Source organism: Curtobacterium sp. TC1 (assembly GCF_019844075.1).
In the GTDB taxonomy this organism is placed as follows: Bacteria; Actinomycetota; Actinomycetes; order Actinomycetales; family Microbacteriaceae; genus Curtobacterium.
This window is the reverse complement of sequence record NZ_CP081964.1, coordinates 3,265,178-3,291,663: the sequence shown is the minus strand read 5'-3', so window position 1 is coordinate 3,291,663 and position 26,486 is coordinate 3,265,178. Positions and strand designations below refer to the sequence as shown.

21 protein-coding genes are annotated in these 26,486 nt (G+C 71.7%); 11 read left to right on the top strand and 10 right to left on the bottom strand.

Annotated elements, in window-relative coordinates; genetic code table 11:
* The first annotated feature begins 41 nt into the window (after positions 1 to 41).
* Entirely contained in the window at positions 42 to 1,499 is a 1,458-nt protein-coding gene (locus KZI27_RS16690) for a sugar porter family MFS transporter (protein WP_222658500.1), read from the top strand.
* 70 nt (positions 1,500 to 1,569) lie between these two features.
* Here KZI27_RS16690 and KZI27_RS16685 read toward each other — a convergent pair whose 3' ends face one another.
* The 3 genes from KZI27_RS16685 to KZI27_RS16675 are packed head-to-tail and all read right to left on the bottom strand — an operon-like array spanning position 1,570 to position 3,471.
* The gene (locus KZI27_RS16685) at positions 1,570 to 2,544 is read right to left on the bottom strand and encodes a zinc-binding dehydrogenase (protein ID WP_222661452.1); all 975 of its coding nucleotides are present in this window, start codon (positions 2,542 to 2,544) and stop codon (positions 1,570 to 1,572) included.
* Between the two features lie 24 nt (positions 2,545 to 2,568).
* Complete coding sequence (locus KZI27_RS16680) at positions 2,569 to 2,991, bottom strand: organic hydroperoxide resistance protein (protein WP_071406102.1); 423 nt, start codon at positions 2,989 to 2,991, stop codon at positions 2,569 to 2,571.
* A 21-nt stretch (positions 2,992 to 3,012) separates the two neighbouring features.
* On the bottom strand, positions 3,013 to 3,471 hold the full coding sequence (locus KZI27_RS16675) for a MarR family winged helix-turn-helix transcriptional regulator (RefSeq protein ID WP_222658499.1): 459 nt from the start codon (positions 3,469 to 3,471) through the stop codon (positions 3,013 to 3,015).
* Between the two features lie 107 nt (positions 3,472 to 3,578).
* Here KZI27_RS16675 and mvk point away from each other — a divergent pair, with 107 nt between their 5' ends.
* From mvk to KZI27_RS16650, 5 genes are read left to right on the top strand one after another with little or no spacing between them, the layout of a single operon-like run.
* Positions 3,579 to 4,574: a mevalonate kinase gene (gene mvk, locus KZI27_RS16670; protein ID WP_222658498.1), complete on the top strand. Its 996-nt coding sequence runs from the start codon at positions 3,579 to 3,581 to the stop codon at positions 4,572 to 4,574.
* Positions 4,574 to 5,614, top strand: a complete 1,041-nt coding sequence (gene mvaD, locus KZI27_RS16665) for a diphosphomevalonate decarboxylase (RefSeq protein ID WP_261783946.1) — start codon at positions 4,574 to 4,576, stop codon at positions 5,612 to 5,614. The genes mvk and mvaD overlap by 1 nt, the downstream gene beginning before the upstream one ends.
* The gene (locus KZI27_RS16660) at positions 5,611 to 6,693 is read left to right on the top strand and encodes a phosphomevalonate kinase (protein WP_222658496.1); all 1,083 of its coding nucleotides are present in this window, start codon (positions 5,611 to 5,613) and stop codon (positions 6,691 to 6,693) included. Before mvaD ends, KZI27_RS16660 begins: the two co-directional genes overlap by 4 nt.
* A complete protein-coding gene (locus KZI27_RS16655) occupies positions 6,686 to 7,750 on the top strand; it encodes a hydroxymethylglutaryl-CoA reductase (RefSeq protein WP_222658495.1) in 1,065 nt (354 codons plus the stop codon). Before KZI27_RS16660 ends, KZI27_RS16655 begins: the two co-directional genes overlap by 8 nt.
* Positions 7,747 to 8,922 carry a hydroxymethylglutaryl-CoA synthase gene (locus tag KZI27_RS16650; protein ID WP_222658494.1) on the top strand — a complete coding sequence of 392 codons (1,176 nt, stop codon included), beginning with the start codon at positions 7,747 to 7,749 and terminating at the stop codon, positions 8,920 to 8,922. The genes KZI27_RS16655 and KZI27_RS16650 overlap by 4 nt, the downstream gene beginning before the upstream one ends.
* Before the next feature lie 123 nt (positions 8,923 to 9,045).
* Here KZI27_RS16650 and KZI27_RS16645 read toward each other — a convergent pair whose 3' ends face one another.
* A complete protein-coding gene (locus KZI27_RS16645) occupies positions 9,046 to 10,029 on the bottom strand; it encodes an SRPBCC family protein (RefSeq protein ID WP_222658493.1) in 984 nt (327 codons plus the stop codon).
* Positions 10,030 to 10,155: 126 nt separating this feature from the next.
* Here KZI27_RS16645 and KZI27_RS16640 point away from each other — a divergent pair, with 126 nt between their 5' ends.
* From KZI27_RS16640 to KZI27_RS16625, 4 genes are read left to right on the top strand one after another with little or no spacing between them, the layout of a single operon-like run.
* Entirely contained in the window at positions 10,156 to 10,617 is a 462-nt protein-coding gene (locus KZI27_RS16640; protein ID WP_123314268.1) for a hypothetical protein, read from the top strand.
* Positions 10,617 to 11,522, top strand: a complete 906-nt coding sequence (locus tag KZI27_RS16635; RefSeq protein WP_222658492.1) for a hypothetical protein — start codon at positions 10,617 to 10,619, stop codon at positions 11,520 to 11,522. Before KZI27_RS16640 ends, KZI27_RS16635 begins: the two co-directional genes overlap by 1 nt.
* 4 nt (positions 11,523 to 11,526) lie before the next feature.
* Positions 11,527 to 12,717 carry an alpha/beta hydrolase family protein gene (locus tag KZI27_RS16630; protein WP_222658491.1) on the top strand — a complete coding sequence of 397 codons (1,191 nt, stop codon included), beginning with the start codon at positions 11,527 to 11,529 and terminating at the stop codon, positions 12,715 to 12,717.
* Positions 12,718 to 12,725: 8 nt separating this feature from the next.
* Positions 12,726 to 13,121, top strand: a complete 396-nt coding sequence (locus tag KZI27_RS16625; protein WP_111084738.1) for an ATP-dependent DNA ligase — start codon at positions 12,726 to 12,728, stop codon at positions 13,119 to 13,121.
* A 405-nt stretch (positions 13,122 to 13,526) separates the two neighbouring features.
* On the opposite strand, the gene KZI27_RS16620 is transcribed toward KZI27_RS16625, so the two are convergent.
* The 3 genes from KZI27_RS16620 to KZI27_RS16610 form a co-directional block, all read right to left on the bottom strand.
* Entirely contained in the window at positions 13,527 to 15,317 is a 1,791-nt protein-coding gene (locus KZI27_RS16620) for a sulfite reductase subunit alpha (RefSeq protein WP_222658490.1), read from the bottom strand.
* Positions 15,314 to 20,881, bottom strand: a complete 5,568-nt coding sequence (locus KZI27_RS16615) for a glutamate synthase-related protein (protein ID WP_222658489.1) — start codon at positions 20,879 to 20,881, stop codon at positions 15,314 to 15,316. Before KZI27_RS16615 ends, KZI27_RS16620 begins: the two co-directional genes overlap by 4 nt.
* Positions 20,882 to 21,208: 327 nt before the next feature.
* A complete protein-coding gene (locus tag KZI27_RS16610) occupies positions 21,209 to 22,504 on the bottom strand; it encodes a bifunctional glycosyltransferase family 2/GtrA family protein (protein WP_222658488.1) in 1,296 nt (431 codons plus the stop codon).
* Between the two features lie 113 nt (positions 22,505 to 22,617).
* On the opposite strand from KZI27_RS16610, the gene KZI27_RS16605 reads away from it, so the two are divergent.
* The gene (locus KZI27_RS16605) at positions 22,618 to 23,433 is read left to right on the top strand and encodes a helix-turn-helix transcriptional regulator (protein ID WP_222658487.1); all 816 of its coding nucleotides are present in this window, start codon (positions 22,618 to 22,620) and stop codon (positions 23,431 to 23,433) included.
* A gap of 39 nt (positions 23,434 to 23,472) precedes the next feature.
* Here the strand turns inward: KZI27_RS16605 and KZI27_RS16600 are convergent, their stop codons facing one another.
* The 3 genes from KZI27_RS16600 to KZI27_RS16590 form a co-directional block, all read right to left on the bottom strand.
* Positions 23,473 to 23,961, bottom strand: a complete 489-nt coding sequence (locus KZI27_RS16600; protein WP_194646936.1) for a hypothetical protein — start codon at positions 23,959 to 23,961, stop codon at positions 23,473 to 23,475.
* Positions 23,962 to 24,181: 220 nt separating this feature from the next.
* A complete protein-coding gene (locus tag KZI27_RS16595; RefSeq protein WP_222658486.1) occupies positions 24,182 to 25,762 on the bottom strand; it encodes a sensor histidine kinase in 1,581 nt (526 codons plus the stop codon).
* Positions 25,759 to 26,481, bottom strand: coding sequence for a response regulator transcription factor (locus KZI27_RS16590; protein ID WP_315971200.1), 723 nt, complete (start codon positions 26,479 to 26,481; stop codon positions 25,759 to 25,761). The genes KZI27_RS16595 and KZI27_RS16590 overlap by 4 nt, the downstream gene beginning before the upstream one ends.
* Between the last annotated feature and the right edge of the window lie 5 nt (positions 26,482 to 26,486).

Sequence of the window (26,486 nt, the reverse complement as noted above, 5' to 3'; positions counted from 1 at the left end):
TGCACGCACTGAAGCGCGATCACCGACGAAGGAGTCACCGAATGGTCGACATCAAGCCGACAGCCCCGACTGTCGCACTGCCCCCGATCGGGACCGGACCGCACCGCCGACGCCTCGGCGTGCTGGCCCTGGTCGCCACGTTCGGCGGACTGCTCTTCGGGTACGACACCGGTGTCATCAACGGCGCCCTGAACCCGATGAAGGCCGAGCTCGGACTCACGAACTTCACCGAGGGCGTCGTCACCAGCTCCCTGTTGTTCGGTGCCGCGATCGGCGCCATGCTCGGCGGCCGCATCGCCGACGGGTGGGGGCGCCGCAAGACGATCATCGCCCTCGCCGTGACGTTCTTCCTCGGCACGCTCATCTGCGTCGTCGCCCCGACGTTCGGTGTGATCGTCGTCGGCCGCGTGCTCCTCGGCCTCGCGGTGGGTGGTGCATCGACCGTCGTCCCGGTGTTCCTCGCCGAACTCGCGCCGTACGAGATCCGCGGTTCGTTGTCCGGCCGCAACGAGCTCATGATCGTGATCGGGCAGCTCGCCGCGTTCGTGGTCAACGCCGTCATCGGCAACCTCTGGGGTGAGGGCGACGGTGTCTGGCGCGTCATGCTCGCCGTCTGCGCGCTCCCCGCCATCGCACTCTTCGTCGGCATGCTCCGGGTGCCGGAGTCGCCGCGTTGGCTCGCGTCGAAGGGGCGGTACGACGAAGCGCTGTCCGTCCTCCAGCAGGTCCGGACCACGGAGCGTGCGACCGCCGAGCTCGACGACATCAAGCGGAGCAACGACCTCGAGGCGAAGGAAGACCGCGTCAGCGGATGGCAGACGCTGCGCGGGAACAAGTGGCTCATCCGCATCGTGCTCATCGGTGCCGGGCTGGGCGTGGCCCAGCAGCTCACCGGCATCAACTCGATCATGTACTACGGCCAGACCGTCCTCATCGAGTCCGGGTTCCAGGCGTCGGCGGCCCTCATCGCGAACATCGCGCCCGGCGTGATCGCCGTGGTCGGTGGCGTCATCGCGCTGTACAACATGGAGAAGATCAACCGCCGGACGACCCTGATCATCGGGTTCTCGCTCACGACGGTCTGCCACTTCCTGATCGGCATCGCCTCGGTCGCGCTGCCCGAGGGCAACCCGGCCCGCCCGTGGGTGATCCTGTTCCTCGTCGTCGCGTTCGTCGGCTCGATGCAGACCTTCCTCAACATCGCCGTGTGGGTGGTGCTGTCGGAGATCTTCCCGACGCAGATCCGCGCGCTCGGCATGGGCATCTCGGTGTTCTGCCTCTGGATCGCGAACGCGTTCCTCGGGCTGTACTTCCCGACGATCGTCGCCGCGACCGGCATCACCGGCACGTTCTTCGGGTTCGGCATCGTCGGTCTGCTCGCGCTGCTCTTCATCTGGAAGTTCGTGCCGGAGAGCCGCGGTCGCACCCTCGAGGAAGTGGAAGAGGGCGTCACCACCGGCAACATCTTCACCGTCCCCGACAAGGCGTCGCGCCGCTAGACACGACGACGGACGGACGGGAGGCCCGGTGCCAGCTGGCACCGGGCCTCCCGTCCGTCCTGTGGTCGCGTCACGGGCGCAGGAGCACCTTGCCGACGCGGCCGGCGGTGTCCGAGGCGCGGACGGCGTCGCGGACCTGCTCGAAGGTGAAGGTCTCGGCGACGGGGAGCGTCAGCGAGCCGTCGAGCACGCGGGTGATGAGCTCACCGAAGAGCTGCCCCTTCGTCTCGGCCGGCATCGTCTTGCTGACGACGGAGCCCCAGAAGCCCTTCACGGTGAGCTGGCCGAAGATGACCTTGCCCGACGGGATCTCGAGCGTGGGCGACGCCATCGCGCCGAAGACGACGAGGGTGGCGTCCTCGCCGAGCACCGATGCGATGTCGCCGGCGGCCTTGCCGCCCACGGACTCGACGCCGGCGACGATCGGAGCGCCTCCGGTGATCGCGGCGACCTGGTCCTTCCAGTCGTCCGCGTCGGTGGCGACGATGCGCTCGATGCCCTGCTCGCGCAGCTCCTCGACACCGGCGGCGCGACGCACCAGGCCGATGACGTTGATGCCGCGGGCTGCGCCGAGCTGGGCGACCATGCGGCCGACCGCGCCGTTCGCGGCGTTCTGGATCAGCCAGTCCCCCTCGTGCAGGTCGAGCGAGTGCAGCAGGCTGATCGCGCTGAACGGCATCGAGACGAGCTGTGCGGCGGCCTCGTCGGACATCGCGTCCGGGACCGGGACGAGTCCGGCGGCGTTCGCGGTGTAGTACTCGGCCCAGACGCCGAAGGCGCCGCCGGCGACGCGCTGGCCGACCGTCAGGTTCGTGACGCCCTCGCCCAGGGCCTCGACGACACCGAGCGCCTCGGTGCCGGATGCTGCGGGCAGCTCGGGCTTGAAGCCGTAGGTGCCGCGGACGGTCCACAGGTCGTGGTTGTGGATGGGGGAGAGGACCGTGCGGACGAGGACCTCGCCGGCGCCGGGTGTCGGCACGGGGCGCTCCTGCACCTCGAGGACGTCGGCGGGCTCGGCGAAGGTCTCGTGGACGACGGCGCGCATGGTGGTGGGGGTGGTGCTCATGGGTCAGTCCTCCGAGACGACGATGGTGACGTCGATGTTGCCGCGGGTCGCGTTCGAGTACGGGCAGACCTGGTGGGCTGCGTCGGCGAGGGCCTGGGCCTGGTCGTGCTCCAGGCCGGGGATGACGACCTCGAGCATGACGGCGAGCTGGTAGCCGCCGTTGCCGTTCGGGCCGATCGACACGCGACCGCCGACGGACGAGTCGGTGATCTTCACCTTCTGGCTGCGGGCGACGCCCTGCAGTGCGGAGTGGAAGCAGGCGGCGTAGCCGGCGGCGAACAGCTGCTCGGGGTTGGCGCCGTTGCCGGAGCCACCCATCTCCTTCGGGATGGCGAGGTCGAACTCGACCGTGCCGTCGCTCGTGGCGACGTGGCCGTTGCGGCCTTCGCCGGTGGCCAGGGCCTCGGCGGTGTAGAGGGTTTCCATGGTGTTCCTTCCTTCGTGGGGTCAGTGGTCCGTGACGGCGCGATCGGGCGCGTCCGCCGCGGCGTGCATCGTCTCGGTCAGCCGGTGCAGGGTCGCGATGAGTTCGGCGGCGGCCCGCTCGTCGGCCAGGCCCATGCCGGCGGCGATGCGTGCGGGGATGCCGCTCAGCTCGGACCGGAGTTCGCGCCCGCGGTCACCCACGGTCACGGTGACGACGCGCTCGTCGGTGCTGCGGCGCTCACGGCGGACCAGGTCGCTCTGCTCCATGCGGCGGAGCAGTGGCGAGAGGGTGCCGGAGTCGAGCTGCAGGTGTTCCCCGAGGCTCGAGACGGTCTGGTCGCCCTCGACCCACAGGGTGACGAGCACCAGGTACTGCGGGTAGGTCAGGCCCCAGGGCTCGAGCATCGTGCGGTACGCCTGCGTGGTCGCGCGGCTCGCTGCGTAGAGGGAGAAGCACACCATCTCGTCGGTCACGGGCATGGCTTCAGCCTGTCACGCAACCCGGTTGTGCACAACTCATCGCAGTGGATGCTCAGGTCACGACGAACACGCCGACGGCCCGGACGGTTAGGCTGACGTGACCCACGATGACCAGCACCCACCTCGACACCACCACGACCCCCGGCAACGGATCGGCGTCGTCCCACGGCAAGACGATCCTGATCGGTGAGCACGCCGTGGTCTACGGCGCACCCGCTCTCGTCCTGCCGGTGCTCGACGCACGGGTCGTCGCGACGGTGAGCCCGGTCACCGCCGGGGCGGACGAAGCCGCCGGCACGACCGTCGGGCACACCCTCGAGTCCACGGTGCACACCGGCCCGCTCGACCTCGCACCCGCGGCCGTGATGCCGACAGTCACCGCCGACACGGCGACACTGCGGCACTTCGGCGTGGCCGATCGGCACTTCCACGTCCGGGTCGACAGCGAGGTCCCCACGGCCCGCGGCATGGGCTCGAGCGCAGCGGTCGCCGCGGCCGTCACGGCAGCCGTCGCGGACGCGCTGGGCGAGACCCTCGACGCCGAGACCCACCACGACCTCATCCAGGAGTGCGAGCGCGTCGCCCACGGCCGACCGTCGGGCCTCGACGCCCGCGGGGTCGTCGCCGCGGTGCCGGTCTGGTTCGAGGGGGGCCGCATCGAGCCCGTCGCGCTCGGGGCGCGCTTCACCTTCGTCGTCGCCGACACCGGCGTCCCCGGCCACACCCGGCAGGCCGTCGCGGCCGTGCGGGAACGGCGCGACCAGGACCCGGCGGCGGTCGACGGCGTCATCGACCGGATCGGCGAACTCGCACGGCAGGCGCGGGGGACACTCGAGGCTGGCGACGCACAGGGGCTCGGTGTCACCATGGACGCCGCGCACGACCTGCTCAGCGCACTCGACGTGTCGAGTGCTGACCTGGACCGGCTCGTCGTCGCCGCACGTGCTGCGGACGCCCTCGGCGCGAAGCTGACCGGCGGCGGGCAGGGCGGGTGCGTGCTCGCACTCGCCGCGGACGACGACCACGCGGACCGCATCGCGGCCGCACTCCGCGGCGCAGGTGCCGCAGCCACCTGGACCACCACGATCGGAGCCCGCGCTTGATGACCGCCACCGCCGTCGCGCACCCCAACATCGCCCTCGTCAAGTACTGGGGCAAGGCGGACGCGCAGCTGGCGTTGCCCGCCACGGGCAGCGTCTCCATGGGCCTCGACGTGTTCCCGACGACGACGACCGTCACGCTGGATGGTGGTGCCGGTGCCGGTGCCGGTGCCGGTGCGGAGGGCCGGGACGCCTTCACGCTGAACGGCCACGTCGTCGAGGACGGTGCCCTGGTGCGCGTGCAGCAGTTCCTCGACCTCGTGCGGGAGCTCGCCGGCAGCGACACCCGCGCGTCCGTCGTGTCCGAGAACACCGTGCCGACCGGTGCCGGGCTGGCGTCGAGCGCCTCGGGGTTCGCGGCGCTCGCGACCGCCGCGTCGGCGGCGTACGGTCTCGACGTGTCCGCGCGCGACCTCTCCCGCCTCGCTCGCCGCGGCTCGGGGTCGGCCACCCGGTCGATCCCCGGGGGCGTCGCCGTCTGGCACGCCGGCGACGACCAGGGGTCCTTCGCCGAGCCGATCCCGGCACCGCCGATGGCCATGGTGGTCGTGACGATCGACGCCGGCCCGAAGCCCATCGGTTCGCGCGAGGCGATGCGCCGCACCATCGCGACCTCGCCGTTCTACCCGGCGTGGGTCACCTCGACCACCGAGACCGTCGGCGACATGCTCGACGCCTGCGCAGCCGGCGACTTCACCCGCATCGGCGAGATCACCGAGAGCAACGCGCTGCGCATGCACGCCACGATCGAGGGCGCCTTCCCGCCGATCCGCTACCTCAACGCGCGCAGCGTCGCCGTGTTCGACGCCGTGGGCGAACTCCGCGCCGCGGGGCTCGAGGCCTACGCCACGGCCGACGCCGGCCCGAACGTGGTGGTGCTCTGCCAGCCCGCGGACCGCTCCGCCGTGGCCACCGCGCTGGCGTCGTTCGGCGACGTGATCGAGTCCGGCACCGGACCTGCCGCTCGGGTGCTCCGCTCCGAAGAGATCGGGGTCGCCGCTCCAGCGAGCGACAGCCCCGACCAGAAGGAGTCCGTGCAGTGATCGAGTTCCGCGCCCACGGCAAGCTGTTCGTCGCCGGCGAGTACGCCGTCGTCGAGCCCGGCCAGCCGTCCGTCCTCATCGCCCTCGACCGCGCCATCACGGCGCGTGTGTCCGAGGCGCACGGTGCGGGCAGCGTGCACTCGGAGGAGTACGGCCACCTGCCGCTCACGTGGACGCGGGACGAGGACGGCCTCGCCCTCGACCGCGAGCACCACCCCTACGACTACGTGATGGCGACGATCGACCTCGTCGAGAAGCTCCGCGCCGAACGGGGCATCGCGCCGCGGTTCCACGACCTGCGCATCGAGAGCCAGCTCGACGACGCCAGCGGCCGGAAGTTCGGGCTCGGGTCCTCAGCGGCGGTGACCGTCGCCACGGTCGGTGCCCTGGACCGCTTCTACGGGATCGGCCTGACCCAGCGGCAGCGCTTCCAGGTCGCCCTGCTCGCCACCATCCGGGTGAACCCGCGGGCATCCGGCGGCGACCTGGCCGCCAGCACCTTCGGCGGCTGGCTGCGCTACAGCGCCCCGGACCGCGACCACCTCGCCTCGTTCGTCGACGAGCGCCGGGTGTCCGACATCCTCACCGACGCCGAGGCGTGGGCGGGGTTCGACGTCCAGCGGCTCCCGGCCCCCGAGAACCTGCAGCTCCTGGTCGGTTGGACCGGCTCGCCGGCCTCGACCACGAAGCTCGTCGGGGTGGTGCGTCGACACCGCAACGGCGGGTACCAGGCGTTCCTCGACGAGAGCCGGAGCTGCGTCGACGACCTGACCACGGGCCTCCAGACCGGCGACGCGGAGCAGACGCTCGATGCGCTCCGACGTGCCCGGGTGCTCATGCAGCGCCTCGGCGACTCGGTCGGGTCGAAGATCGAGACCGAACGCCTCGCGATCCTGTGCGACGTCGTCGAAGCGGCCGGCGGGGCGGCGAAGCCGTCCGGTGCCGGTGGCGGCGACTGCGGCATCGCGCTCGTCCCGGCGGACACCGACCCCGCCGGCATCCACCGCGCCTGGGAGGCGCACGACATCAGACACCTCAGCGTCGCGGTGCGAGCACCAGAAGGAGCCCTCGATGAGTGACCTGCTCACGCCGATCCCGACCAAGTGGGTCGGACCGATCCGCATCAGCGGCAACGCGGTCCAGGGCGAGCACGAGGTCCCGCTCGCCACGTACGAGTCGCCGCTCTGGCCGTCCGTCGGCCGTGGCGCCCGGATCTCGCGCATGGTCGACGACGGCATCGTCGCGACCGTCGTCGACGAGCGCATGACCCGATCGGTCGTCGTCCGCGCGGCCAGTGCCGCCGCGGCGCACGTCGCTGCGGGGCAGATCCTGGCGCGACAGGACGAACTCGAGGCGCTGGTCGCCGGGCAGAGCCGGTTCGCGAAGCTCATCGAGGTGCACCCGGAGATCGTCGGCGACCTGCTGTTCCTGCGGTTCGCGTTCACCACGGGCGACGCCTCCGGCCACAACATGGTCACGCAGGCGGCGGACAAGCTCCTGCCGGCGATCCTGGCGTGGCAGCCGGGCCTGCGGTACGTCTCCGTGTCCGGCAACTTCTGCACCGACAAGAAGGCCACCGCCGTGAACGGCATCCGTGGCCGTGGCCGCAACACCATCGCCGAGATCGTGATCCCCGGCGAGGTCGTCGAGAAGCGCCTGCGGTCGAGCACCGAGCGCATCGTCGAACTGAACATCGCGAAGAACCTGATCGGGTCGACCATCGCCGGCGCCCTGCGCTCCGCGAACGCCCACTACGCGAACATGCTGCTCGGTTTCTACCTGGCCACCGGGCAGGACGCCGCCAACATCGTCGAGGGCTCGCAGGGCATCACGAGTGCCGAGAACCGCGACGGCGACCTGTACTTCGCCACCTCGCTGCCGCACTTGATCGTCGGCACCGTCGGCAACGGCAAGGGTGGGGACCTGCCCGTCGTCGAGGACGCCCTGGTGCGGCTCGGCTGTCGTGAGGACCGCGAGCCCGGTGCGAACGCCCGTCGTCTCGCCGCACTCTGCGCCGCCACGGTGCTGTGCGGGGAGCTCTCGCTCCTCGCCGCCCAGACGAACCCGGGTGAGCTGATGGCCGCCCACGTCGCCATGGAGCGACGCGGCGCGAAGCCCGCCGGAGGTGCAGCATGACGGCGAACGGCGCACTGCGCATCGGCATCCACGACATCGCCATCGCGACCGGGCACCACGTGCTCGAACTCGACGACCTGGCCGAGCGCCTCGGCGTCGACCCGGCGAAGTACCACGTCGGCATCGGCCAGGACGCCTTCAGCGTGCCCGCCCCGGACGAGGACATCGTCACGATGGGCGCCGCCGCGGCCAAGGAGGTCATCGACCGCCACGGCGTCGAGGGCATCCGCACCGTGCTGTTCGCCACCGAGTCCGGCGTCGACCAGTCCAAGGCCGCCGGCGTCTTCGTGCACGGCCTGCTCGGCCTGCCGAAGAACGTCCGCGTCGTCGAGCTGAAGCAGGCCTGCTACGGCGGGATGGCCGCCGTCCAGCTCGCCCTCGGCATCATCGCCCGGGCGCCGGGCGAGCGGGTCCTCGTGATCGCCGCCGACGTCGCGCGCTACGACGTCGACACCGCCGCCGAGCCCACGCAGGGTGCCGGCGCCGCCGCGATCCTGGTGTCCGCCGACCCCGACCTGATCGAGATCGAGCCGGCCGCCGGTGTCTTCACCGCGGACGTCGACGACTTCTGGCGCCCGAACGACCGGTCGACGGCGCTGGTCGACGGCCGCCTGTCCGTGAGCGCCTACGTCGACGCGTTCGTCGGCGCGTGGGACGACCTGGCGGACCAGGGCGGCCCCGCGTACGAGGACATCGTGCGCTTCGTCCACCACCAGCCGTTCACGAAGATGGCGCTCAAGGCCCACCGGAAGCTGACGCAGCACGTGGGTGTGCCCTTCGACGAGTCGGAGCTGTTCGTCGGCTTCACGTACAACAAGCAGACCGGCAACACGTACACGGCGTCGCTCTGGATCGGGCTCGCAGCACTGCTCGACCTCGACGAGGACCTGGCGGGGGAGCGCATCGCCCTGTTCAGTTACGGTTCCGGCAGCGTCGGCGAGCTCCTCACCGGCATCGTGCAGCCGTCGTACCGCGACCACCGTCGCGTCGGCCGGGTCCGACAGCTGTTGTCCGCCCGCGTCCCGCTGACCGTGGACGCCTACCGCGAGCTGCACGCGACCGGCGCCGCGACGAGCGACGACGTCGAGCGTCCGCGCGTCACCGCAGGGCCGTACCGGTTCGCCGGTGTGCGCGGCGGCGCGCGCCACTACGAGGCGACCACGCCCGCCTGACCGGTCCGACCCACCCGCGAACGCGACAGATCCCCGCGGAACGTTCGCGGGGATCTGTCGCTTCCGCGTGACGGACGGGAGGCCCGGTGCCAGCTGGAACCGGGCCTCCCGTCCGTCCTGGGGTCACGTGGCGGACAGGACCTCGCGTTCCAGACGCTGGTAACTGGTCTCCATGCCGTCGGTCATGCCGGTGGCGAGGACCACGTCCCGCTGCGCCCGGTCGGGGTAGGTGACGAGCAGCGTCACCAGGGTGACGCCGTCGGCCTCGTCGAACTGCAGGTCGTTCGTGTTCGGCGGGAACGGGGCACCCGTCATCCGCTCGGTCGACACGATCCGGCGCTCCGACTCCACGACGAGGTTCTCGCCCTCGAACCCGAACGGTTCCCCCTCGGTGCCACCCGTCGGCGCCCACGCCTGCCGGAACGTGCCACCCGGCGTCAGGTCGTTCTCGTACACCGTCATCTCCCACCCGTCCGGACCGAGCAGCCACCGCCGGACGAGCTCGGGTTCGGTGTGCGCCCGCCACAGCAGGTGGCGCGGCGCCGCGAAGGCCCGCGTGATGCGGACGTGGGTGTCGTCGACCAGCTCGGTGACGGTGCCCGTGCCGAGGGCGTCCTCGCGCAGGTCGGCGAGGACGGTGTCCAGCTGTCCGAAGGCCTGCTCGTACCCGTCGACCATGCCCATGTCGATCATGGTCTCGAGGTCGGCGGTGGACCCGAACGACGACCGGACGGTCACGCGCGACCCGGAGCCGACGGCCTCGAAGGACAGGACCGTCTCGCCGGCTGGCAGGGAGTCGTCGACCGTGCCGTCGGCGTCGGTGAAGAGGTCGCGGACGGTGATGCGGTGCGGCTCGTCGACCTCGGTGACCTGCCAGACGGCGTGGAACCGCTCGCCCTGCGGCGACGTCATCCGGTAGTCCGCGCGGCCACCGGGCCGCAGGTCGAACGAGGTGAAGGTGGCGGGGAAGCCGGGCGGGCCCCAGAAGCGTTCGAGCTGACGGGGATCGGCGAAGGCGCCCCAGAGGCGCTCGACCGGCACCGTGGACTCGGCGACGAGGGTCATCGCGAGTGCCTCGGGATCGGTGTGGACGGACGTGGTGGGCATCGTCGCTCCTGGTCGTCGGGTTCGGTCGTCGGGGTCGGTCCTGGTCCCAGGCTCCGTCCGAGCGACCTCGTGCGCAAGGGGATCGTGCAGGTAGTCTGTCCGCGGAGATCGAAAGGGGCGATGTCAGTGGGCAGGAGTGCGTCGGACACCGTCGGAGCCCTCGTCGCGACCCTTCCCCCGTCGCCGAGGCTCCCCGACGTCGTCGCCGGGGTCGGGCGGTTCGTCGGCAAGACGACCCGCGTGGTCGACGTCGACGGTCCGAGCTGGGGCCCGCTCACCGCGCTGGTGTCGCAGTTCGAGCACGAGAACCTCGTCCTGGTGCCGGCCGGCGCTCCCGAGCTGTACCGGATGCACTGTGTCCTGCACGAGCTCGGCCACCTGGTGCACGGCGACGTCGGGGCGCCCTCGGCCACGTCCATCGCCGAGTTCGCCTCGGGCGGCCACGTGTGCCGCCGCGCCCTCGACGGCGACACCGGACTGGTGAGCATCTCGGACGACGACGAGCACTTCGCCGAGCGGTTCGCGTACGAGCTCGCGACCGTGCTGCTCGCCGGCAGCGCCGGCGCGGACGAGCGGGCCTACGGCTGATGGTCGTCCTGCACGCCGCCGCCTTCTGGTGCGCGGCGCTGATCTACCTCGCCCGCACGCCCTACGTGCTCCGGAACCCGCGCGGCCGTGCCGCCTGGGGTGCCACCGGGGTCGGCGCGCTCGGGTTGCTGACGCTCGGCAGCGTCGTGCCGCAGACCGTGCTCGACGGCGCCCTCGGGGGCACGAACCTCATCAACCTCGTGCAGAACGTGTGCGCCACCGTGGCCTTCTGGCTGATGCTCCGGGCGAGCACCTCCGACCTGCCGAAGCGCCCGCTGCTCGCGAGTCCGCTGGCACTGCTCGTGGTGGTCGTGGCCTTCGCCGTGCCGTTCTTCGCCGTGCGCGACCGGGGCGGCACCGACTTCCACTTCATCGTGCGGGAGATCCACCAGCCGGCGATGTGGCTGTACAGCTCGATCTACATGGTGGGTGTCGGCGCGATCGCGGCCGCCACGCTCCGGCACGGTGTGCTGCGGAACCCCGTCGCGCTCGTGGTCTTCCGGGTCGGGCAGTCGCTGGTGGTCATCGCGAGCATCGACGAGCTGCTGTCGCTCACCGCCGACCACTTCGGGTGGTTCCCCGCAGCGGTGCGTGACGGACTCCGCCTGGGCTTCGACCCGCCGTTCTACCTGGGCATCGTCCTCATCGTCGTCGCGATGGCGTCCCTGACCTTCCGGCGGTGGGGGCGCGACGTGACGTGCCGCCGGCACCACCGACGACTCCGGCGCATCGCCCGCCGCCACGCGGTGCGGGCCGTCGAACGGGACGGCGACGTGCAGGCACGGACCTACGACCTCGTCATCGCGATCCGTGACGCCGAGGTGCAGGGCCGCACCCTCGACGAATCCGAGCTCGCCCAGGTGCGCTCGGCGGAACTGACCCTGACCCGCAGTCTCGGAGGCTGATGCGATGACGATCCTCTGGTGGGTGCTCGGCGTGCTCGTCGTGCTGGCGGCGGCGTTCCTGCTCGTCCTGCGGAAGGTCGTCGGCAAGATCGTGCTGCCCGGCGGCGACCGCTGGACCCCGGTGCTCGAGGCGACCGACGACTCGATCCAGCTCCCGATCACCGACGACACCGTTCGCCCGGGGGAGTACGGCCTGTGGCACGACGGCACCGGGCACACCACGGTGGGACCGGTGCTCGAGGTCGACCAGGCTGCCGGCACCGTCCGCCGTGCGGTGGTCCGGACGAGCGGCGACGTGTCGGCGCGGGTGCGGTGGAGCGGGCACGTGCACCCGGACCCCGCCGCGATGGACGTCGACTGGGCGGAGCTCGACCTGCCGACGCCCGTGGGGCCGGCGCCGGCGTGGGTCATCCGGCCCGGCGGCCCCGCACCCGCCGCACCCGCCGCGGCCGCACCCGCCGCGGCCGCACCCGCCGCGGCCGCGGCCGCCACGACGTGGGCCGTCCACGTGCACGGCATCCGCACCACCCGCGTGACGGCACTCCGGACGGTCCCAGCTGCGCTCGAGGCCGGCTGGACCTCGATCGTCCCGTCGTTCCGCGGCGACGGCGAAGCGCCCTGGCAGGGTCGTGCCTCGCACCTCGGTGCTCGCGAGTGGCCCGACGTCGAGGCCGCACTCGACCACGCCGTCGCGAACGGGGCCGAACGGCTCGTCATCGTGGGGTGGTCGATGGGCGCGACGATCACCCACGAACTGCTCGCTCGGTCCGCCCACCGCGACCGGGTCGCCGGCATCGTCCTCGTGTCCCCGGCGCTCGACTGGGAGACGACGGTGCGGTCCCAGGCGGGTCGTGCCGGACTCCCCGGGTTCGTCGTCGGTGCCGCGCTCCGGGCGATGGCGATACCGCTCGTGTGCCACGTCGTCGGGCTCCGCTCGCCGGTGGACGTCCGCGCGCTGTCCTGGTTGCACGCGCCGCGGAACCTGCCGCCGACCCTGCTCATCCACTCGTCGGGGGACACCACCGTGCCGTTCGCCGTCAGCCAGGAGTTCGCCGACGCGCACCCCGGCACGGTGACGTTGGCGGTCAGCGAGCCGGCCGAGCACGCCTGGGAGCGGAACGTCGACGCCGTCTGGTTCGACACCACGATCACCACCTGGGCGAGATCGCTCGAGCACACCGGCACCGTGGAGTAGAAGGGGCCATGGGTCAGCTCATCTACGACGGCCAGCCGCTCGACCTCCGCATCGACGACCGCGCCATGACACACCTGCAGATCGTGATCGTGAACATGCTCCGACGTGAGCACCGGTTCGCGTTCTCGTGGAAGGACGACGTCATCCACGGCAACGGCCGCAGCACGATCTGGCTGAACCCGAACGTCAGCCTGCACTTCAAGTTCTCCGGCAGCCGGGTGCCCTCGATCAACCGCAGCTGGCTCGAGGACCTCTACGCCTCGGCCACGTCCGGCTCGGGGCTCGTCCTGACCCCGGAACCGCCGGACACGAGCACCGCGGCCGACTCGGCGTGGTCACGAGCCGTGGCCCCGGGGGACGCCGATGACGCTTCGGGGACACCGAGCGGTAGCACGGCTGAGTGATTCCCGTCAACGGGTTCCGAAGACCACATCATCGTCGTACGGTTTCGGTACCGCGGATCAACGTCGTCCCTTCGGGCCGGCATCCAGGGAGCCGGTGACGGCGACGACCCGCGGCAGGAGGGGGACCCGAATGACCGTGACGCAGTGCGCGCCCGTCGCCGACCAACCATCGGCCACTGAGCGGCGTGCACGACGGGAGTCCCGGATCAGGAGACTCGTCGTCCAGGAGGCCGGGTCATCGCACCCGGGTCCTTGCGTCACGCCTCTGGGCTCGTCGGTCAGGCCTCACTGACCGGCACCCTCCACAGGACGCCCCGGCTGTCGGATTCGGGTTCCGCTGCCGGGGTGTTCTGCTGCCCAGGTCGGGTGCGCGCAGCGGGCCCGCGCGCTCCGCGTGCTGTGGGCTCAGTAGACGTCGCGGACGTACCGCTTCGTGCGGCGCAGGTCGGCCAGGTACGACAGCGCGTCGTCCTCGTCCCGTCCGCGACCGGTCCGGATGACGTCGAGCAGCGCCGCCTCGACGTCCTTCGCCATCCGCGAGGCGTCACCGCACACGTACACGTGGCCGCCGTCCTCGAGCCAGGCGAACAGTTCGGCGGACTGCTCCCGCATCCGGGTCTGCACGTAGACCTTCTCGGCCTGGTCGCGCGAGAACGCCAGGTCGAGGCGGTTCAGCACGCCCTGCTCCTGCAGCTCGGCGAGCTCGTCCTGGTACACGAAGTCGGTGTCGCGGTGCTGGTCGCCGAAGAAGAGCCAGTTGCGCCCCGTCGCTCCCGCCGCGGCCCGCTCGTGCAGGAACCCGCGGAACGGCGCGATGCCGGTGCCCGGACCGATCATGATCATCGGGGCCGACTCGTCCGCCGGCACCCCGAACGACGCGTTCGGCTGCAGGTAGACGTCGACGGTACCGTCGGGGTCGACCCGGTCGGCGAGGAACGTCGACGCGACCCCTGCGTACATCCGGTGCGGGTCGCCGTAGCGGACGGACGCGATGGTCAGGTGGATGCGGTCCGGGTGCGCCAGCGGGCTCGACGAGATCGAGTACTGGCGTGCCTGCAGCGGGCGCAGGTTCGGGAGCAGTTCGTCGAGCCCGGGAGCGGCCGGTCCGGCGTCGCGCAGCAGATCCAGGACGTCGCGGCCCCACAGCCAACGGTCCAGCTCGTGCTTGTCGCCGTGCGAGACGACCGCGGCGAGTTCACTTGCCGGGGCGCGTTGCACGAGGTCGGCGATGAGGTCCTTCGAGGGCGTGCGGATCTCGCGGTCGCTCCGCAGGACCTCGGTGATCGGGCGGCCGTCGAACGACTCGCCGCCGTTCGCGCCGACCTGCTCGAGCAGCTCCGCGACGAAGACCTCGTCGTTCACCGGCACGACCGCCAGGGCGTCGCCTGCGGCGTACTCGATGCCGGAGTCGCCGAGGTCGAACTCGTAGTGCCGGATCTCCTTCGCGCTGCGCGGCGAGGAGAGCAGCCGGTTCTCGACCAGACGCGACGGGTACGGGTTGCGCTTGTTCCACTGCGACCCCGGCCGGGAGGCACGACCAGCGCCCGCCCCGCCGGTCGCGGTGACACCGTCGCCGGCACCACTGCCCGTGGTCGCGCCGGGTGCGACCGTCGCGCCGGCCTCGGCAGCCAGCCGGTCGAGCACGGCGGCGCTCCACAGCGCGGCCGCGTCCTCGAAGTCCACGTCGCAGTCGACGCGGTCGTGCACCCGGGTCGCGCCGAGCTGCTCGAAGCGGGTGTCGAGGAGCTTGCCGGCCTGGCAGAACTCGTCGTAGCTGGTGTCCCCGAGACCGAGGACGGCGTACTGCAGTCCCTCGAGTCGTGGGACGGTGGTCGCCTGGATCGCGTCCCAGAACAGTCCGGCGTTGTCGGGCATCTCGCCCTCGCCGTACGTCGAGGTGACGACGAGCACGTGGGTCATCTCGGCGAGCTGCTCCGGGGTGACGGCGTCGAGCGCGGCGGCACGGCCACCGAGCCCGCGGGCCTTCGCACCGGCGACGAGCTCGTCGGCCAGGAACTCCGCGTTGCCGGTCTGCGTGCCGAACAGCACGTCGATCGTCGTCGTCGGGGCGGCAGCGGACGCCTTCTTGCCGGCGGCGGCGATGCCCGCGATGAACCCGGCGAGCCAGGACTCCTGGGCCGCCGAGAACGGTGCGTCGACCGGGATCAGCGACCCGGTCGGGGGGAGCAGGCTCACGCGGACACCGCCTCGGTCGGCGCCTGCGGTGCACGGCGCGCGATGTCCTCGAGCGCCGCGGTCGCGAGCAGCTCGTCGAAGCGCGCCTCGCGGACGCGACCGTCGTTCTTGGCGTTCTGGTGCATGATCCACCCCGTGGTGCCCGGCGCGTCCATGCTGCGGTTGTTCCGCTGCGTGAGCGCACGCTTGTAGTCGTCGAGTCGCTTGATCGCGATGAGCGTCGCGAGCTGGTCGTCGGCGAACCGGTCGAGCGTGCCACGCAGGTACTTCACGACGCGCTGCTTGACCGAGAAGTCCTCGGTCAGGACGAGGTTCTTCACTGCCTCGGCGACCCGGGGATCGTTCGGGCCAGCACCGGGGACGCGCTCGAGGGCGACGTCCTGGGCGACGCCGAGCACCGTGTACGACGACAGCAGCGAGAACATGTCGTCGCCCTGGTCGCCGAGCGCCGGGGCACGACCACCGAGGACGGTGCGCTGGTCACGGTAGTCGACCTTGAACGCACGGAGCTTGTCCGTGGCGATCGAGGTCGCGAGCTCGTCGAGCAGTTCGGGGCGGGTGGCCGCCGCGAGGATCTCACCGGCGTCCTGCGTGAGCAGCAGCGCACGTGGCATGCCGACGTACACGTGCTGACGGGTGGTCTCCCAGTCGGCCAGCAGCCGCTCGGCCAACGCCGACCCGGTCGCCTCGAGGTGCCACTCGAGCAGCAGTCGCGCCCCGGCCTCGTGGAACGCCCCGCGCTCGGTGTCGGTGACGGGGAAGACGAGGAGCGAGTCGGTGCTGGCACGCTGGGCGACCTGACCGGACGGGTCGTACTGGTACAGGAACCCGCCGGACATGCCGTTGCCGAGGCCCTTGCCGAACGCGCCGAGGTTGAACACGGCGCCGCCGGTCATGTACTCGCACCCGAAGTCGCCGACGCCCTCGACCACGGCCGTGGCGCCGGAGTTCCGCACGGCGAACCGGTCGCCGGCTTCGCCCTCGACGAACGTGCGGCCGCCGGTGGCCCCGAACAGCGCGAAGTTGCCGATCAGGACGTTGCCGCCCTGGTCGGCGCTGCCGCCGCCGGGCGCACGGACGATGATCCGCCCGCCGCTCTGGCTCTTGCCGACGCCGTCGTTCGCGGTGCCGGTGTGCTCGAGCACGATGCCGTCGTTGTTGAACACGCCGTACGACTGACCGGCCGAACCCTGGGTGCGGATCGTGACGGCACCGTCGACCAGCCGGCGGCGCCCGCGGTCGTCGGTCGCCACGGCGGGCAGGCCCTGGACGTCCTCGGCGCCGAGCTCGTGGTTGAGCAGGCGCTCGACGTCGATGCCGAGCTGGCCGCCGACGGACTTGTCGCTGTTGCCGAGCAGGACGCCGTGCACGAGTACGTGCTCCTGGGCGTGGTCGACCAGTGCCGTGCGGATGCGCTCGAGCAGCGCGTCGTCGGTGTGGAAGTCCTTCTCCAGGTACTCCGGGTCCGTCACGACCTTCTCCGGCACCTGCGCGAGCAGGGCGCGGGCGTCGAGACGACCGACGCTCGCCGGGTGGTCGAGGAGCTGCAGCAGGTCGGTGCGGCCCCGTGCCTCGCGCAGCGAGCGCAGGCCGAGGCGGGCGAGGATCTGCCGCACGTCGTGCGCGATGTTGAGCAGGTACTGCGCGAGTGCACGCGGGTCGCCCTCGAACGCCTCGGCGTTCGTGGTGAGGCCGGCCGGGCACTTCACGTTGCAGTTCTTCGCCATGACGCAGCCGAGCATCATGAGCGCGGTGGTGCCGAACTCGAAGCTGTCGCCGCCGAGCAGCGCGCTCGTGACGACGTCGGAGCCGGTCTGGTGCGCGCCCGAGCAGCGGAGCGTGACCTTCGAGCGCAGGCCGTTCGCGACGAGGGCCTGGTGGACCTCGGCGACGCCGATCTCCGCCGAGCGGCCCGCGTACTTCAGGCTCGTGACGGCCGCGGCCCCGGTGCCACCGGTGTTGCCCGCGACGTTGATGACGTCCGCGCCGGCCTTGGCGACGCCCACCGCGATGGTGCCGATGCCCTCGGAGGACACGAGCTTCACGATCACCCGGACGCGGGCGGCCTTGCAGTCGTGGATGAGCTGCGCCAGGTCCTCGATCGAGTACGTGTCGTGGTGCGGCGGCGGCGAGATGAGCTCGACGCCGGGCGTGCCACCACGGGCCGCGGCGATGTCCACCGTGACCTTCGGCGCGGGCAGCTGGCCGCCCTCGCCGGGCTTCGCGCCCTGCCCGATCTTGATCTCGAGTTCCTCGAGCATGGGGTCGGCGAGGTAGCCCGCCCAGATCCCGAAACGGCCCGAGGCGAACTGCTTGATCCGCGAGCCGCGGATGGTGCCGTAGCGGGAGTGGTGCTCGCCGCCCTCACCGCTGTTCGACATGCCGCCGACCATGTTCGTGCCGTGCGCGACGGCCTCGTGGGCGGTGGCGACGAGCGCACCGTGGCTCATCGCGCCGGACGCCAGGGTCCGGGTGATCTCGTGCGCCGGCTGCACCTCGTCGAGCTCGACGCTGTCGGGAGCGCTCTCGAGCAGGGCGAGCAGACCCACTGCCGCGCCGGTGGCGCGGAGCGTCACCCGGGTGTCGTCGACGGCGTCGACGTCGACCTGGCCCGGGTACAGCAGCGCGAGGCCGTCTGCGAGGGCCTGGTGGCGCAGTGCACCCGTGGTGCCCGTCGACGCGAGCTCCAGGCGGAACCGCTCCGTGCCTCCCGGCAGGTCCTGGTCGTCCGCCGGACGCGAGCCGGACAGCCCGCGCACCGTGACGCTGGCGTTGCCGCTCGTCGAGAAGCGACCGAGCTCGCGGGCGAAGTCCTCCGCCGTGTCGATGCCCGTGACGTCCGCGGGCAGCGCGAGCACGTCGCGGAGCGCAGCGGGACGGCGCGACCGCTCGTCGTGCGTGGTCTGCAGGAACGTGACGTAGCCCGGCGTGATCCGGTGCTGGTCGATCTCGACGTCGCTGAGGCGGTCGTAGCCGGTGTTGCGGTACGCGGCGTCGGTGATGCCGAACGAGTCGTCGAGCTGACCGAGCGTGAGCAGGCGCAGCGCGTCCGAGTCGCCGGAGCGCTCGAAGGCCGGACGCTCCTCGGTCATGCCGCCGAACCCGCGCACGCTCGCGACGCCGAACGAGTGGCCGGCGCCGTCGGAGCGTTCCTTGAACAGGCCGAGCAGCGGGACCTGGCCCTCGGACGCCACCGAGCGGGCACGCTCGTGCCAGTCCGTCGCCGCCTGGGCGATGCGCGAGAAGCCGACGCCGCCGACCGGGGCCTGCATGTGCGGGAAGATCCGGGCGAGCACGTCGTCGCCGGTGTCGAGGTAGTTCGGCTCGAAGAACTCGCCGCCGATGTAGCTCTCGGCGGTGCACAGACCGACGCGGCCCATGGTCTTCGCCAGGGCCTTCTCGGCCGCCTTGCGGAACTGCTTGAGCGCCAGGTCGGTCGCGGTCAGCTCGCCGGCGGGTGCGGGCGCCGCGGGGTACTTCTCCTCCGCACGCAGCCGAGCGCTCAAGCTGTACACAGCGGCGGCACCGAAGCCCAGCGCGGTCGCGACGTGGTGTGACGATGGCAGCTGACCGCTCTCCGCCACGACGGACACCCGCAGGCGCAGACCGGTCTCGATGAGCCGCTGGTTCACGGCGGCCACGGCCAGGATCACGGGGAGGGGTGCACGGGTCGACGACACCTCGCGGTCGGTCACGACCGCGATTCCGCCACCGCGCGCCGCGAACGCCTCGATCGCGTCGCACAGGGCGTCCAGCGCGCCGCGCATCGCGTCGGCGTTCGCCTGCTCGTCGGCGGGCACCGGCACGTAGAGCATGTCGAAGCGCTCGAGCGGCACGATGTCCTGCTCCCGCAGCCGCACCATGTCGAGGTGCCCCAGGATCGGCGACTGCACGACGAGCTGACGGCCCGTGGTGCCCGTGCCGTCGGGCTTCGCGCCGAGCGCGACGCGCATCGACATGCCGTCGGCCTCGCGGATCGAGTCGAGCGGCGGGTTCGTCACCTGGGCGAAGCGCTGCGAGAAGTACTTCGCCATCCCGCCCTCGGTGTCGCTCAGCGCGTTGATGGCGTTGCCGTAGCCCATCGCCGAGATCCGCTCCGAGCCGTTCTGCAGCATCGGGTCGAGCATGAACCGGAAGCTCTCCTGGTTCAGCGAGTACGCGACGTAGCGGCCGGCGAGCGACAGGTCGCCCGCGTAGCCCAGGGTGTTCCTGGTGCGGTCGTACGCGGGCGCGGGCAGGTCGTCGAGGTTGACGCGGGCGGCCTCGAGCAGGGTGCCGTAGTCACGGCGAGCCGCGAGCATGCGCAGCACCTCGCCGGTCCGCATCCGGGTCCCGGTGCGGTGGTCGACGACGAGCATGCCGCCGGCCTCGATGCGGCCGCGGTGCACGACCTCGTCAGCGTCGAAGGTGACCTGGCCGGCCTCGGACGACACCATCAGGTACTCGGTCGTCTCGACGGTGCGCAGCGGGCGCAGCCCGAGGCGGTCCAGTCGCGCGCCGACGACGTCGCCGTCGCTGAAGATCACGGCGGCAGGGCCGTCGTTCTTCTCCTCGTACAGCGAGAAGTACTCGAGCATGTCCCGCACGTCGGCGGTGAGCGTGCGGTCGTTCTCCCACGCCGGCGGCATGAGCGACACCACGGCCTCGACGATCTCGAGCCCGTCGTCGAACACGCGGCTCTGCAGGGTCTGGTCGAGGCGGCTCGAGTCGGACTGGCCGGGCGGGCGGACGATGCTGCGGGTGCGGGCACGGGCCAGCGCCTCGTCCGACAGGCGGTTCTTCCGGTCGGTGTTCAGCTCGCCGTTGTGCGCCATCAGACGGAACGGCTGCGCCATCGTCGGGTGCGGCTCGGTGTTCGTCGAGAAGCGCGTGTGGAAGTAGAGCGTCCGCACCGAGTGACGCGGGTCGCGCAGGTCCGTGAAGTACCCGATGACCTCGCCCGAGTTCAGGCGCCCCTTCAGGATCTGGGTCCGGGCGCTGAGCGACAGCGGGTACAGGGCGGCGTGCTCGGCTCGCTGCTCGGCGGCCTCGCCGTAGGACACGGACTCGATCGCGAGCAGGGCACGGTTCGCTGCCGCGTCGACCTCGGCGCGGTCCCACTGCTCGGGCGCACGGAAGACCCACTGCACGATCGGCAGCTGGTACTGCTCGGCCTCGGGCCGCGCGACGGAGTGGTCCACCGGGACGTCGCGGACGACGAGCAGCTCGAAGCCCTCGGCCGTGATGGCGTCCGTGACGGTCTGCTCGGCGCGGGCGCGCTCGTCGGCGCCGTGCGCTCCGTCGCTGCTCGGGACGAAGCAGTTCGCGACGCCGAAGTGGCCGGCGCGCAGCTCCTGTCCGGTGATGGCGCTGAAGAACTCCACCGACAGGTCGATGCTGACACCCGCGCCGTCCCCGACACCCTCGGCGGACTTGCCGCCGCGGTGGGGGATGGCGCACAGTGCTTCGTCGCCCTTGCGGATGACGTCGTGGCTCGGCGTCCCGTCGAGTCGGGTGATGAAACCGACGCCGCAGTCGCTCGATTCGCGGGCAGGGTCGTAGAGACCGAAAGAGGTGGGGTTCACGTGCGGGTCCAGTGGGGCGTTGCCGGCAGTGGACGGCGCGGGCTGCATCGATGGAGCGCTCGCCGCGGGCAGACCGATGGTGGCAGTCGGGCCCTGTGGGGTGGTGGTGCGGTACCGCGATGCTACGGCTTGGTATACCGCCCACGCAACACCGCGCCGTGCGCCGCACCGCGTGCGTCTGTTCGGCTGGTGCGAGGTTGCCCGCCCGGTGCGAGGTCGTTGCGCTACACGGAGCGTGGAAGCTCGCACGGGATGGTCCACAGCGCACGGTGCGGCGGCCCGCGCGTGCCGAACAACCGCGCACCGGGTGGACAGCCCGGCACGGTGTCAGGCTGCGCGCTCGCCGGTCCGCTCGTCGACGGCGATCGGCTCGGTCGCCGCGGTGCTGGCGTCGGCGGCGGGGGTCGTCCCCGGGCGGATGAGCTCGGGACGACGACGACCGCTGCGGAACACCCACGCCTTGAACAGCACGAACCGGACGCACGTCGCGAACAGGTTGGCGGCCGTCAGCACCAGGATCTCGGCACCGTGCGAGGCTCCCGGCACGCTGCTGTGCAGCACGACCAGCGATCCAGAGGTGATCGCCCACGCGATGCCGAAGACGACCAACCCCTGCACGTGGTGCCGACCAGCACCGGCACGTCCGCGCACCCCGAAGGTGAAGCGACGGTTCAGCGCGGTGTTGCCGATCGCCGTCAGCAGCAGGGCGAGGAAGTCCGCCGTCTGTGCCCCGATCGCCGGACGGAACAGGGCGTACAGCACCGCGAACGCCACGGTCGACAGCACCCCGATGGCGCCGAAGCGCAGCACCTGCCCGAGGAACCCGACGTGCGGCGGCGTGAACGGTCGACGGCCGATCGCGTCGTACACGGTGCCCACCGGCACCCGCCCGGTGGCGATGCCCCGCGAGACGCGCCACATGCCCTTCAGGTCCTCCGTGGCGGTCGAGGCGATCTGCACCGACGAGTTCACGTCGTCGACCCAGTCCACCGGCACCTCGTGGATGCGCAGCCCCGCGTGCTCGGCCAGCACGAGCATCTCGGTGTCGAAGAACCACGCGTCGTCCTCGCACAACGGCAGCAGCCGTTCCGCCGCCCGCTTCGTGACGGCCTTGAACCCGCACTGCGCGTCCGAGAACGACACCCCCATCGTCGTGCGGAGCAGCAGGTTGTACGAGCGGGAGATGAACTCGCGCTTGCTGCCCCGGACGACACGCGACGAGTCCGCCAGCCGTGTGCCGATCGCCAGGTCGGAGTGCCCGGAGAGCAGCGGTGCGACGAGCGGCTCGAGGGCGGCGAGGTCGGTGGACAGGTCCTCGTCCACGTACACGAGCACGGTTGCCGGGGAAGCACCCCACACGGCCTTCAGCGCCCGGCCACGGCCCTTCTCGGCCAGGTGGACCGCGTGCACGCCGGGCAGCATGGCAGCCAGGTCGTCGGCGATGCGCGCGGTGTCGTCGGTCGAGGCGTTGTCGGCGATCGTGATCCGCCAGGTGTGGTGCAACGACGTCCGGCAGAAGGTGTGCAGGCGTCGGACGTGGGCCGCGAGCGTGTCCTGCTCGTTGTAGCAGGGGACGACGATGTCGATGTCGAGGGTCTGGTTCGTCTCCGTCATGCCGCTCATGCTCGGCAGCGGGGCTACGGGGGCCGAGGCAGGGCGCTGTGGCCCGGGTAAGAACGAACACCACGTGAACGCAGCGGACACGACACCTGTTGTCCGGATACGGTCGACGGACGATGACGACCGAGCGCGACGACGCACGACGGACGGCCGTGCTGCTCCCGGGGGAGCGGCTGGGCCTGGCGCTCGACGAACGGTGTCCGGAGTTCGAGGAACTGCTGCTCGCGCCACCGTTGCACGGCATCCGACCCGACGGGCACGACTGGCTCCGGCGTCGCTACGAGCAGATCGTCCCGCTCGTGCTCCCCGCGGCGCTGCGGGCCGTCGAGCACGGTGAGCCGCTCGATCCCGATTGCCTCGTCCGGCTGCGCGAGGTCGCAGCCGCCAGCGCCGGAGACCCGCAGGTCGACGTCTCGGTCGTGCTCCGCGGCGCCCTGCCCGCCATCCGTGTCTTCGCCCTCGTCATGCACACGGCCACCCGCGAGCACGCGACGACGATCGACCACGCCGGCCGGACGATGCTCGCGATGAGCCGAGCCTCACTCGTCGCCCACGAACTCGGCTCGTGCTGGGCCGAGGCCTGGGCGCAGCACCGGGGAGGCGCGTCGGGAGACGCGACGACAGCGCTCGGCACCGACGACATCGACCTGGTGGCGTCGGCGCCCGGCCTGGACGAGACCGAGGAACGGATGCTGGCGCTCGCCGCCCGCGGGCTCTCGAACGACGCCATCGCGAAGGAGACCGCGTACAGCCGGCAGGCCGTGGCCTGGCACCTCGGGCGGCTGATGAAGTCGTGGAACGCGCCGAACCGGACGGCGCTGGTGTCGGTCGCCTTCGTCCGGGGCTGGATCCGGTCTCGGCGGGACCTCCGGCTGGCTGCGCGCAAGCCGCCGTCGGCGATCGAAGCGCCGACGCACGACGACGCCCCCTGAGACCGAGGTCCCCGGGGGCGTCGCTGCAGCGCCGGTGGATCAGCCGCCGTTCACGTGGATGACGTTGTCGATGCGCTCGATGTTGCCGAACGCACCCCAGTTCAGCCAGCCGCCGTCACCGTTGTTCGTGATCGATCCGGGGCCCTTGAACCAGTAGATGACGTAGTTGCCGCCCTTGATGTCGATCGACTGTGCGTCCGCGACGTCGCCGGACACCGTGATGTCCTGGTTCTTGTTGACCACCGCGACGGTGAGGCGGTCGGGGTTGCCGGCGTTCCAGTAGCCGACGTCGAGCGCTGCCTGCACGGCGCCGCCGCGGTCGCTCTGGTCGTTCACGGCGTCCTTGATCGCGTTGACGATCGCGACCGGGTCGAGGTTGACGTTGACGTTGCCGCCGACGGAGGCCGAGGTGCTCGGTGCGGGCTCGGCGGCCTGTGCCGGTGCGGCGACGAACGCCCCGGCGATGACGGCGCCGCCGAGGGCGGTACCGGCGAGGAGCTTGACGGACGTGCGCTTGAACGAGTTCATGATCGTGTTCCCATCTCTGCAGTGGTGACCCGGTCGGGTCGTCTTGCTCGGACAGGACCCAGCCTGCGTCGCTGGTTGTCCGGCTGCACGCGTTCGGCCCGGACGTTGGACGATCGTCTGACGATCCGTCCAGCGCCGCGATGGTGTGCCATCCTCCGGCCCGGCCGCATCGGGTGAGCAGAAGACGTCGAATCGGGTCGCGGGACTCGACGTCTTCTGCTCACTCGGCGAGTGGGACGAGCTCGGCGAGCACGTCGGGCGGCCCCGGAAGGTCCACGGTGAACGCGGTCCGGCCCGGCTCGGACGCGACCCGCACGCTGCCGCCGTGCGCCACGACCACGGCCCGCACGATCGCGAGCCCGAGGCCGCTCGTCCCGTGCTCCCGCGAGCGTGAGGCCTCACCCCGGGTGAACCGGTCGAACAGGGTCGGCAGGGACTCGGCGGGGATCGGGGGCCCGTCGTTCGCCACGACGAAGCGGACGACGGCACCGTCCGACGCAGACGCAGACGCGGACGCAGACGCAGACGCAGACGCAGACCTGGGCACCGACTGCAACGACACCACGACGACAGTCCCCGGCGGCGTGTGCGTCCGGGCGTTGGTCAACAGGTTCGTGACCACCCGTCGGAGCTGCACCTCGTCGCCGGCCACGAGCAGCGGCTCGTCGTCCACGATCTGCAGCGTCCACCGGTGCCCGGGTGCGGTGGCTCGGGCGTCCATCGTCGCTTCGACCACGAGCGACGTCAGGTCGACCGGCTCGCGCACGAGCGGGGAGACGGGAGCCCCCGACGCCAGGGCCGAGGCGTCGAGCCGTGCGAGCAGGAGCAGCTCGTCGACGAGGTCGCCCATCCGGACTGCCTCGCGTCCGATCCGTTCGACGTTGCGGTGTACGGCGTCCAGGTCGGAGGTCCGCTCCGACAGCTCGGCGTACGCGCGGACAGTGGCGATCGGGGTCCGCAGCTCGTGCGAGGCGTCGGCGACGAAGGTCCGCATGCCGGCCTCGGCGTCGCGGCGCACCGTGAGTGCGCGGGCGACGTGCCCGAGCAGCCGGTTCAGTGCGGTGCCGACCTGTCCGACCTCGCGGTTCGCGGTCAGGTCGGCGTCGGCGACCCGCGCCGGGATGTCGGTGTCGCCGCGTTCCAGGTCGAGGGCGGTCACCCCGGAGGCGACCGCGGCGACGTGTTCGAGTGGCCGGAGCGAGCGCCGCACGAGCAGTGCGAGCGCCCACGCGGCGGCGACGAGGCCGAGCACCGTGACGATCCCGATGACGAGCAGCAGGCGTGCGATGGCGGCGTCCAGGTCGCCGAGGGGCAGCGCGGTGACGAACACGTCGCCGTCGTCCCCGACCGCCTGCACCCGGTAGGTGCCGAGCGAGCCGAGGTCGATCGTCGCGGGCTCGGCGCCGCTGTCGACCGCGGTGAGCGTCTTCCGTTGCGCCGACGACAGCCCGTGCTGGTCGCCGTCGTTGTCGGTGTACCCGCCGAGCACGACGACGCCGTCGCGGACGATCGCGACGACGGTGCCGGCGGACTGTCCGGGCGCTCCGATGAAGGCGTTGTCCGGATCCGGACGATCCGACGACGACGACCCGGGCGGCGGTCCGGTGGGCGCCTCCGCACCGTCCCGGCCGCCGGGGGTCCGGTTCGCCGCCGTCGACAGCTCCGCGTCGAGACGGTCGACGAGGTACCCCCGGAACGCGACGACGGTCACCGCCCCCACGACGACGTTCGTCGCGACGAGCAGCAGCGCCACGGCGGCGACGACCCGCCACCGCAACGACGGCACCCGTCCGCGGCTCACGTGGTCGGCCGCAGCACGTACCCCGCCCCACGGACGGTCTGCAGCATCGGCTCACGTCCGGCGTCGAGCTTCTTCCGCAGGTACGACACGTACATGTCGACCAGGTTCGACGACGATCCGAAGTCCATCCCCCAGACGTTGGCGAGCAGCTGCTCCCGCGAGAGCACCCGGTTGGCGTTCCGCGCCAGGTGCCGCAGGAGTTCGTACTCGGTCGGCGTGAGTTCGATCGGGTCGCCGCCACGGCTGACGGCGCGGGCATCCTCGTCGAGGCGGAGGTCACCGACCACCACCGCCACGCTCCCGTCGACCGATGCGACCCGCGCGGAGGTCCGTGCCAGGATCCGAGCGCGGACGAGCAGCTCCTCGATGCCGAAGGGCTTCGTCAGGTAGTCGTCCCCGCCACCGGTGAGTCCGGCGAGGCGGTCCTCGGGGGCGTCGCGCGCGGTGAGGAACAGCACACGGACGGTGTCGCGGGAGTCCCGGAGCCGGTCGAGGACCTCGAAGCCGTCGATGTCGGGCAGCATCACGTCGAGGACGATGACGTCGGGTTGGAACTCCCGTGCGGCGAACAGGACGTCGCGGCCTCGGTGCACGGTCCGCACGGCCCAGCCGTCTCCCTCGAACGCGAGGGCGACGGCGTCGGCCAGGGCGTGCTCGTCGTCGACGACGAGGGCGCGGACGGGGGTGCCGTCGGTGCGCAGCAGCGGTTGGCCGGTCACGTCCG

What these genes read in the sequence shown, in the direction of transcription:
- KZI27_RS16690 (WP_222658500.1), top strand. Translation starts at nt 42, where the DNA reads ATGGTCGACATCAAGCCGACAGCCCCGACTGTCGCACTGCCCCCGATC.
- KZI27_RS16685 (WP_222661452.1), bottom strand. Translation starts at nt 2,544, where the DNA reads ATGCGCGCCGTCGTCCACGAGACCTTCGCCGAGCCCGCCGACGTCCTC.
- KZI27_RS16680 (WP_071406102.1), bottom strand. Translation starts at nt 2,991, where the DNA reads ATGGAAACCCTCTACACCGCCGAGGCCCTGGCCACCGGCGAAGGCCGC.
- KZI27_RS16675 (WP_222658499.1), bottom strand. Translation starts at nt 3,471, where the DNA reads ATGCCCGTGACCGACGAGATGGTGTGCTTCTCCCTCTACGCAGCGAGC.
- mvk (WP_222658498.1), top strand. Translation starts at nt 3,579, where the DNA reads ATGACCAGCACCCACCTCGACACCACCACGACCCCCGGCAACGGATCG.
- mvaD (WP_261783946.1), top strand. Translation starts at nt 4,574, where the DNA reads ATGACCGCCACCGCCGTCGCGCACCCCAACATCGCCCTCGTCAAGTAC.
- KZI27_RS16655 (WP_222658495.1), top strand. Translation starts at nt 6,686, where the DNA reads ATGAGTGACCTGCTCACGCCGATCCCGACCAAGTGGGTCGGACCGATC.
- KZI27_RS16650 (WP_222658494.1), top strand. Translation starts at nt 7,747, where the DNA reads ATGACGGCGAACGGCGCACTGCGCATCGGCATCCACGACATCGCCATC.
- KZI27_RS16645 (WP_222658493.1), bottom strand. Translation starts at nt 10,029, where the DNA reads ATGCCCACCACGTCCGTCCACACCGATCCCGAGGCACTCGCGATGACC.
- KZI27_RS16635 (WP_222658492.1), top strand. Translation starts at nt 10,617, where the DNA reads ATGGTCGTCCTGCACGCCGCCGCCTTCTGGTGCGCGGCGCTGATCTAC.
- KZI27_RS16630 (WP_222658491.1), top strand. Translation starts at nt 11,527, where the DNA reads ATGACGATCCTCTGGTGGGTGCTCGGCGTGCTCGTCGTGCTGGCGGCG.
- KZI27_RS16625 (WP_111084738.1), top strand. Translation starts at nt 12,726, where the DNA reads ATGGGTCAGCTCATCTACGACGGCCAGCCGCTCGACCTCCGCATCGAC.
- KZI27_RS16610 (WP_222658488.1), bottom strand. Translation starts at nt 22,504, where the DNA reads ATGAGCGGCATGACGGAGACGAACCAGACCCTCGACATCGACATCGTC.
- KZI27_RS16605 (WP_222658487.1), top strand. Translation starts at nt 22,618, where the DNA reads ATGACGACCGAGCGCGACGACGCACGACGGACGGCCGTGCTGCTCCCG.
- KZI27_RS16600 (WP_194646936.1), bottom strand. Translation starts at nt 23,961, where the DNA reads ATGAACTCGTTCAAGCGCACGTCCGTCAAGCTCCTCGCCGGTACCGCC.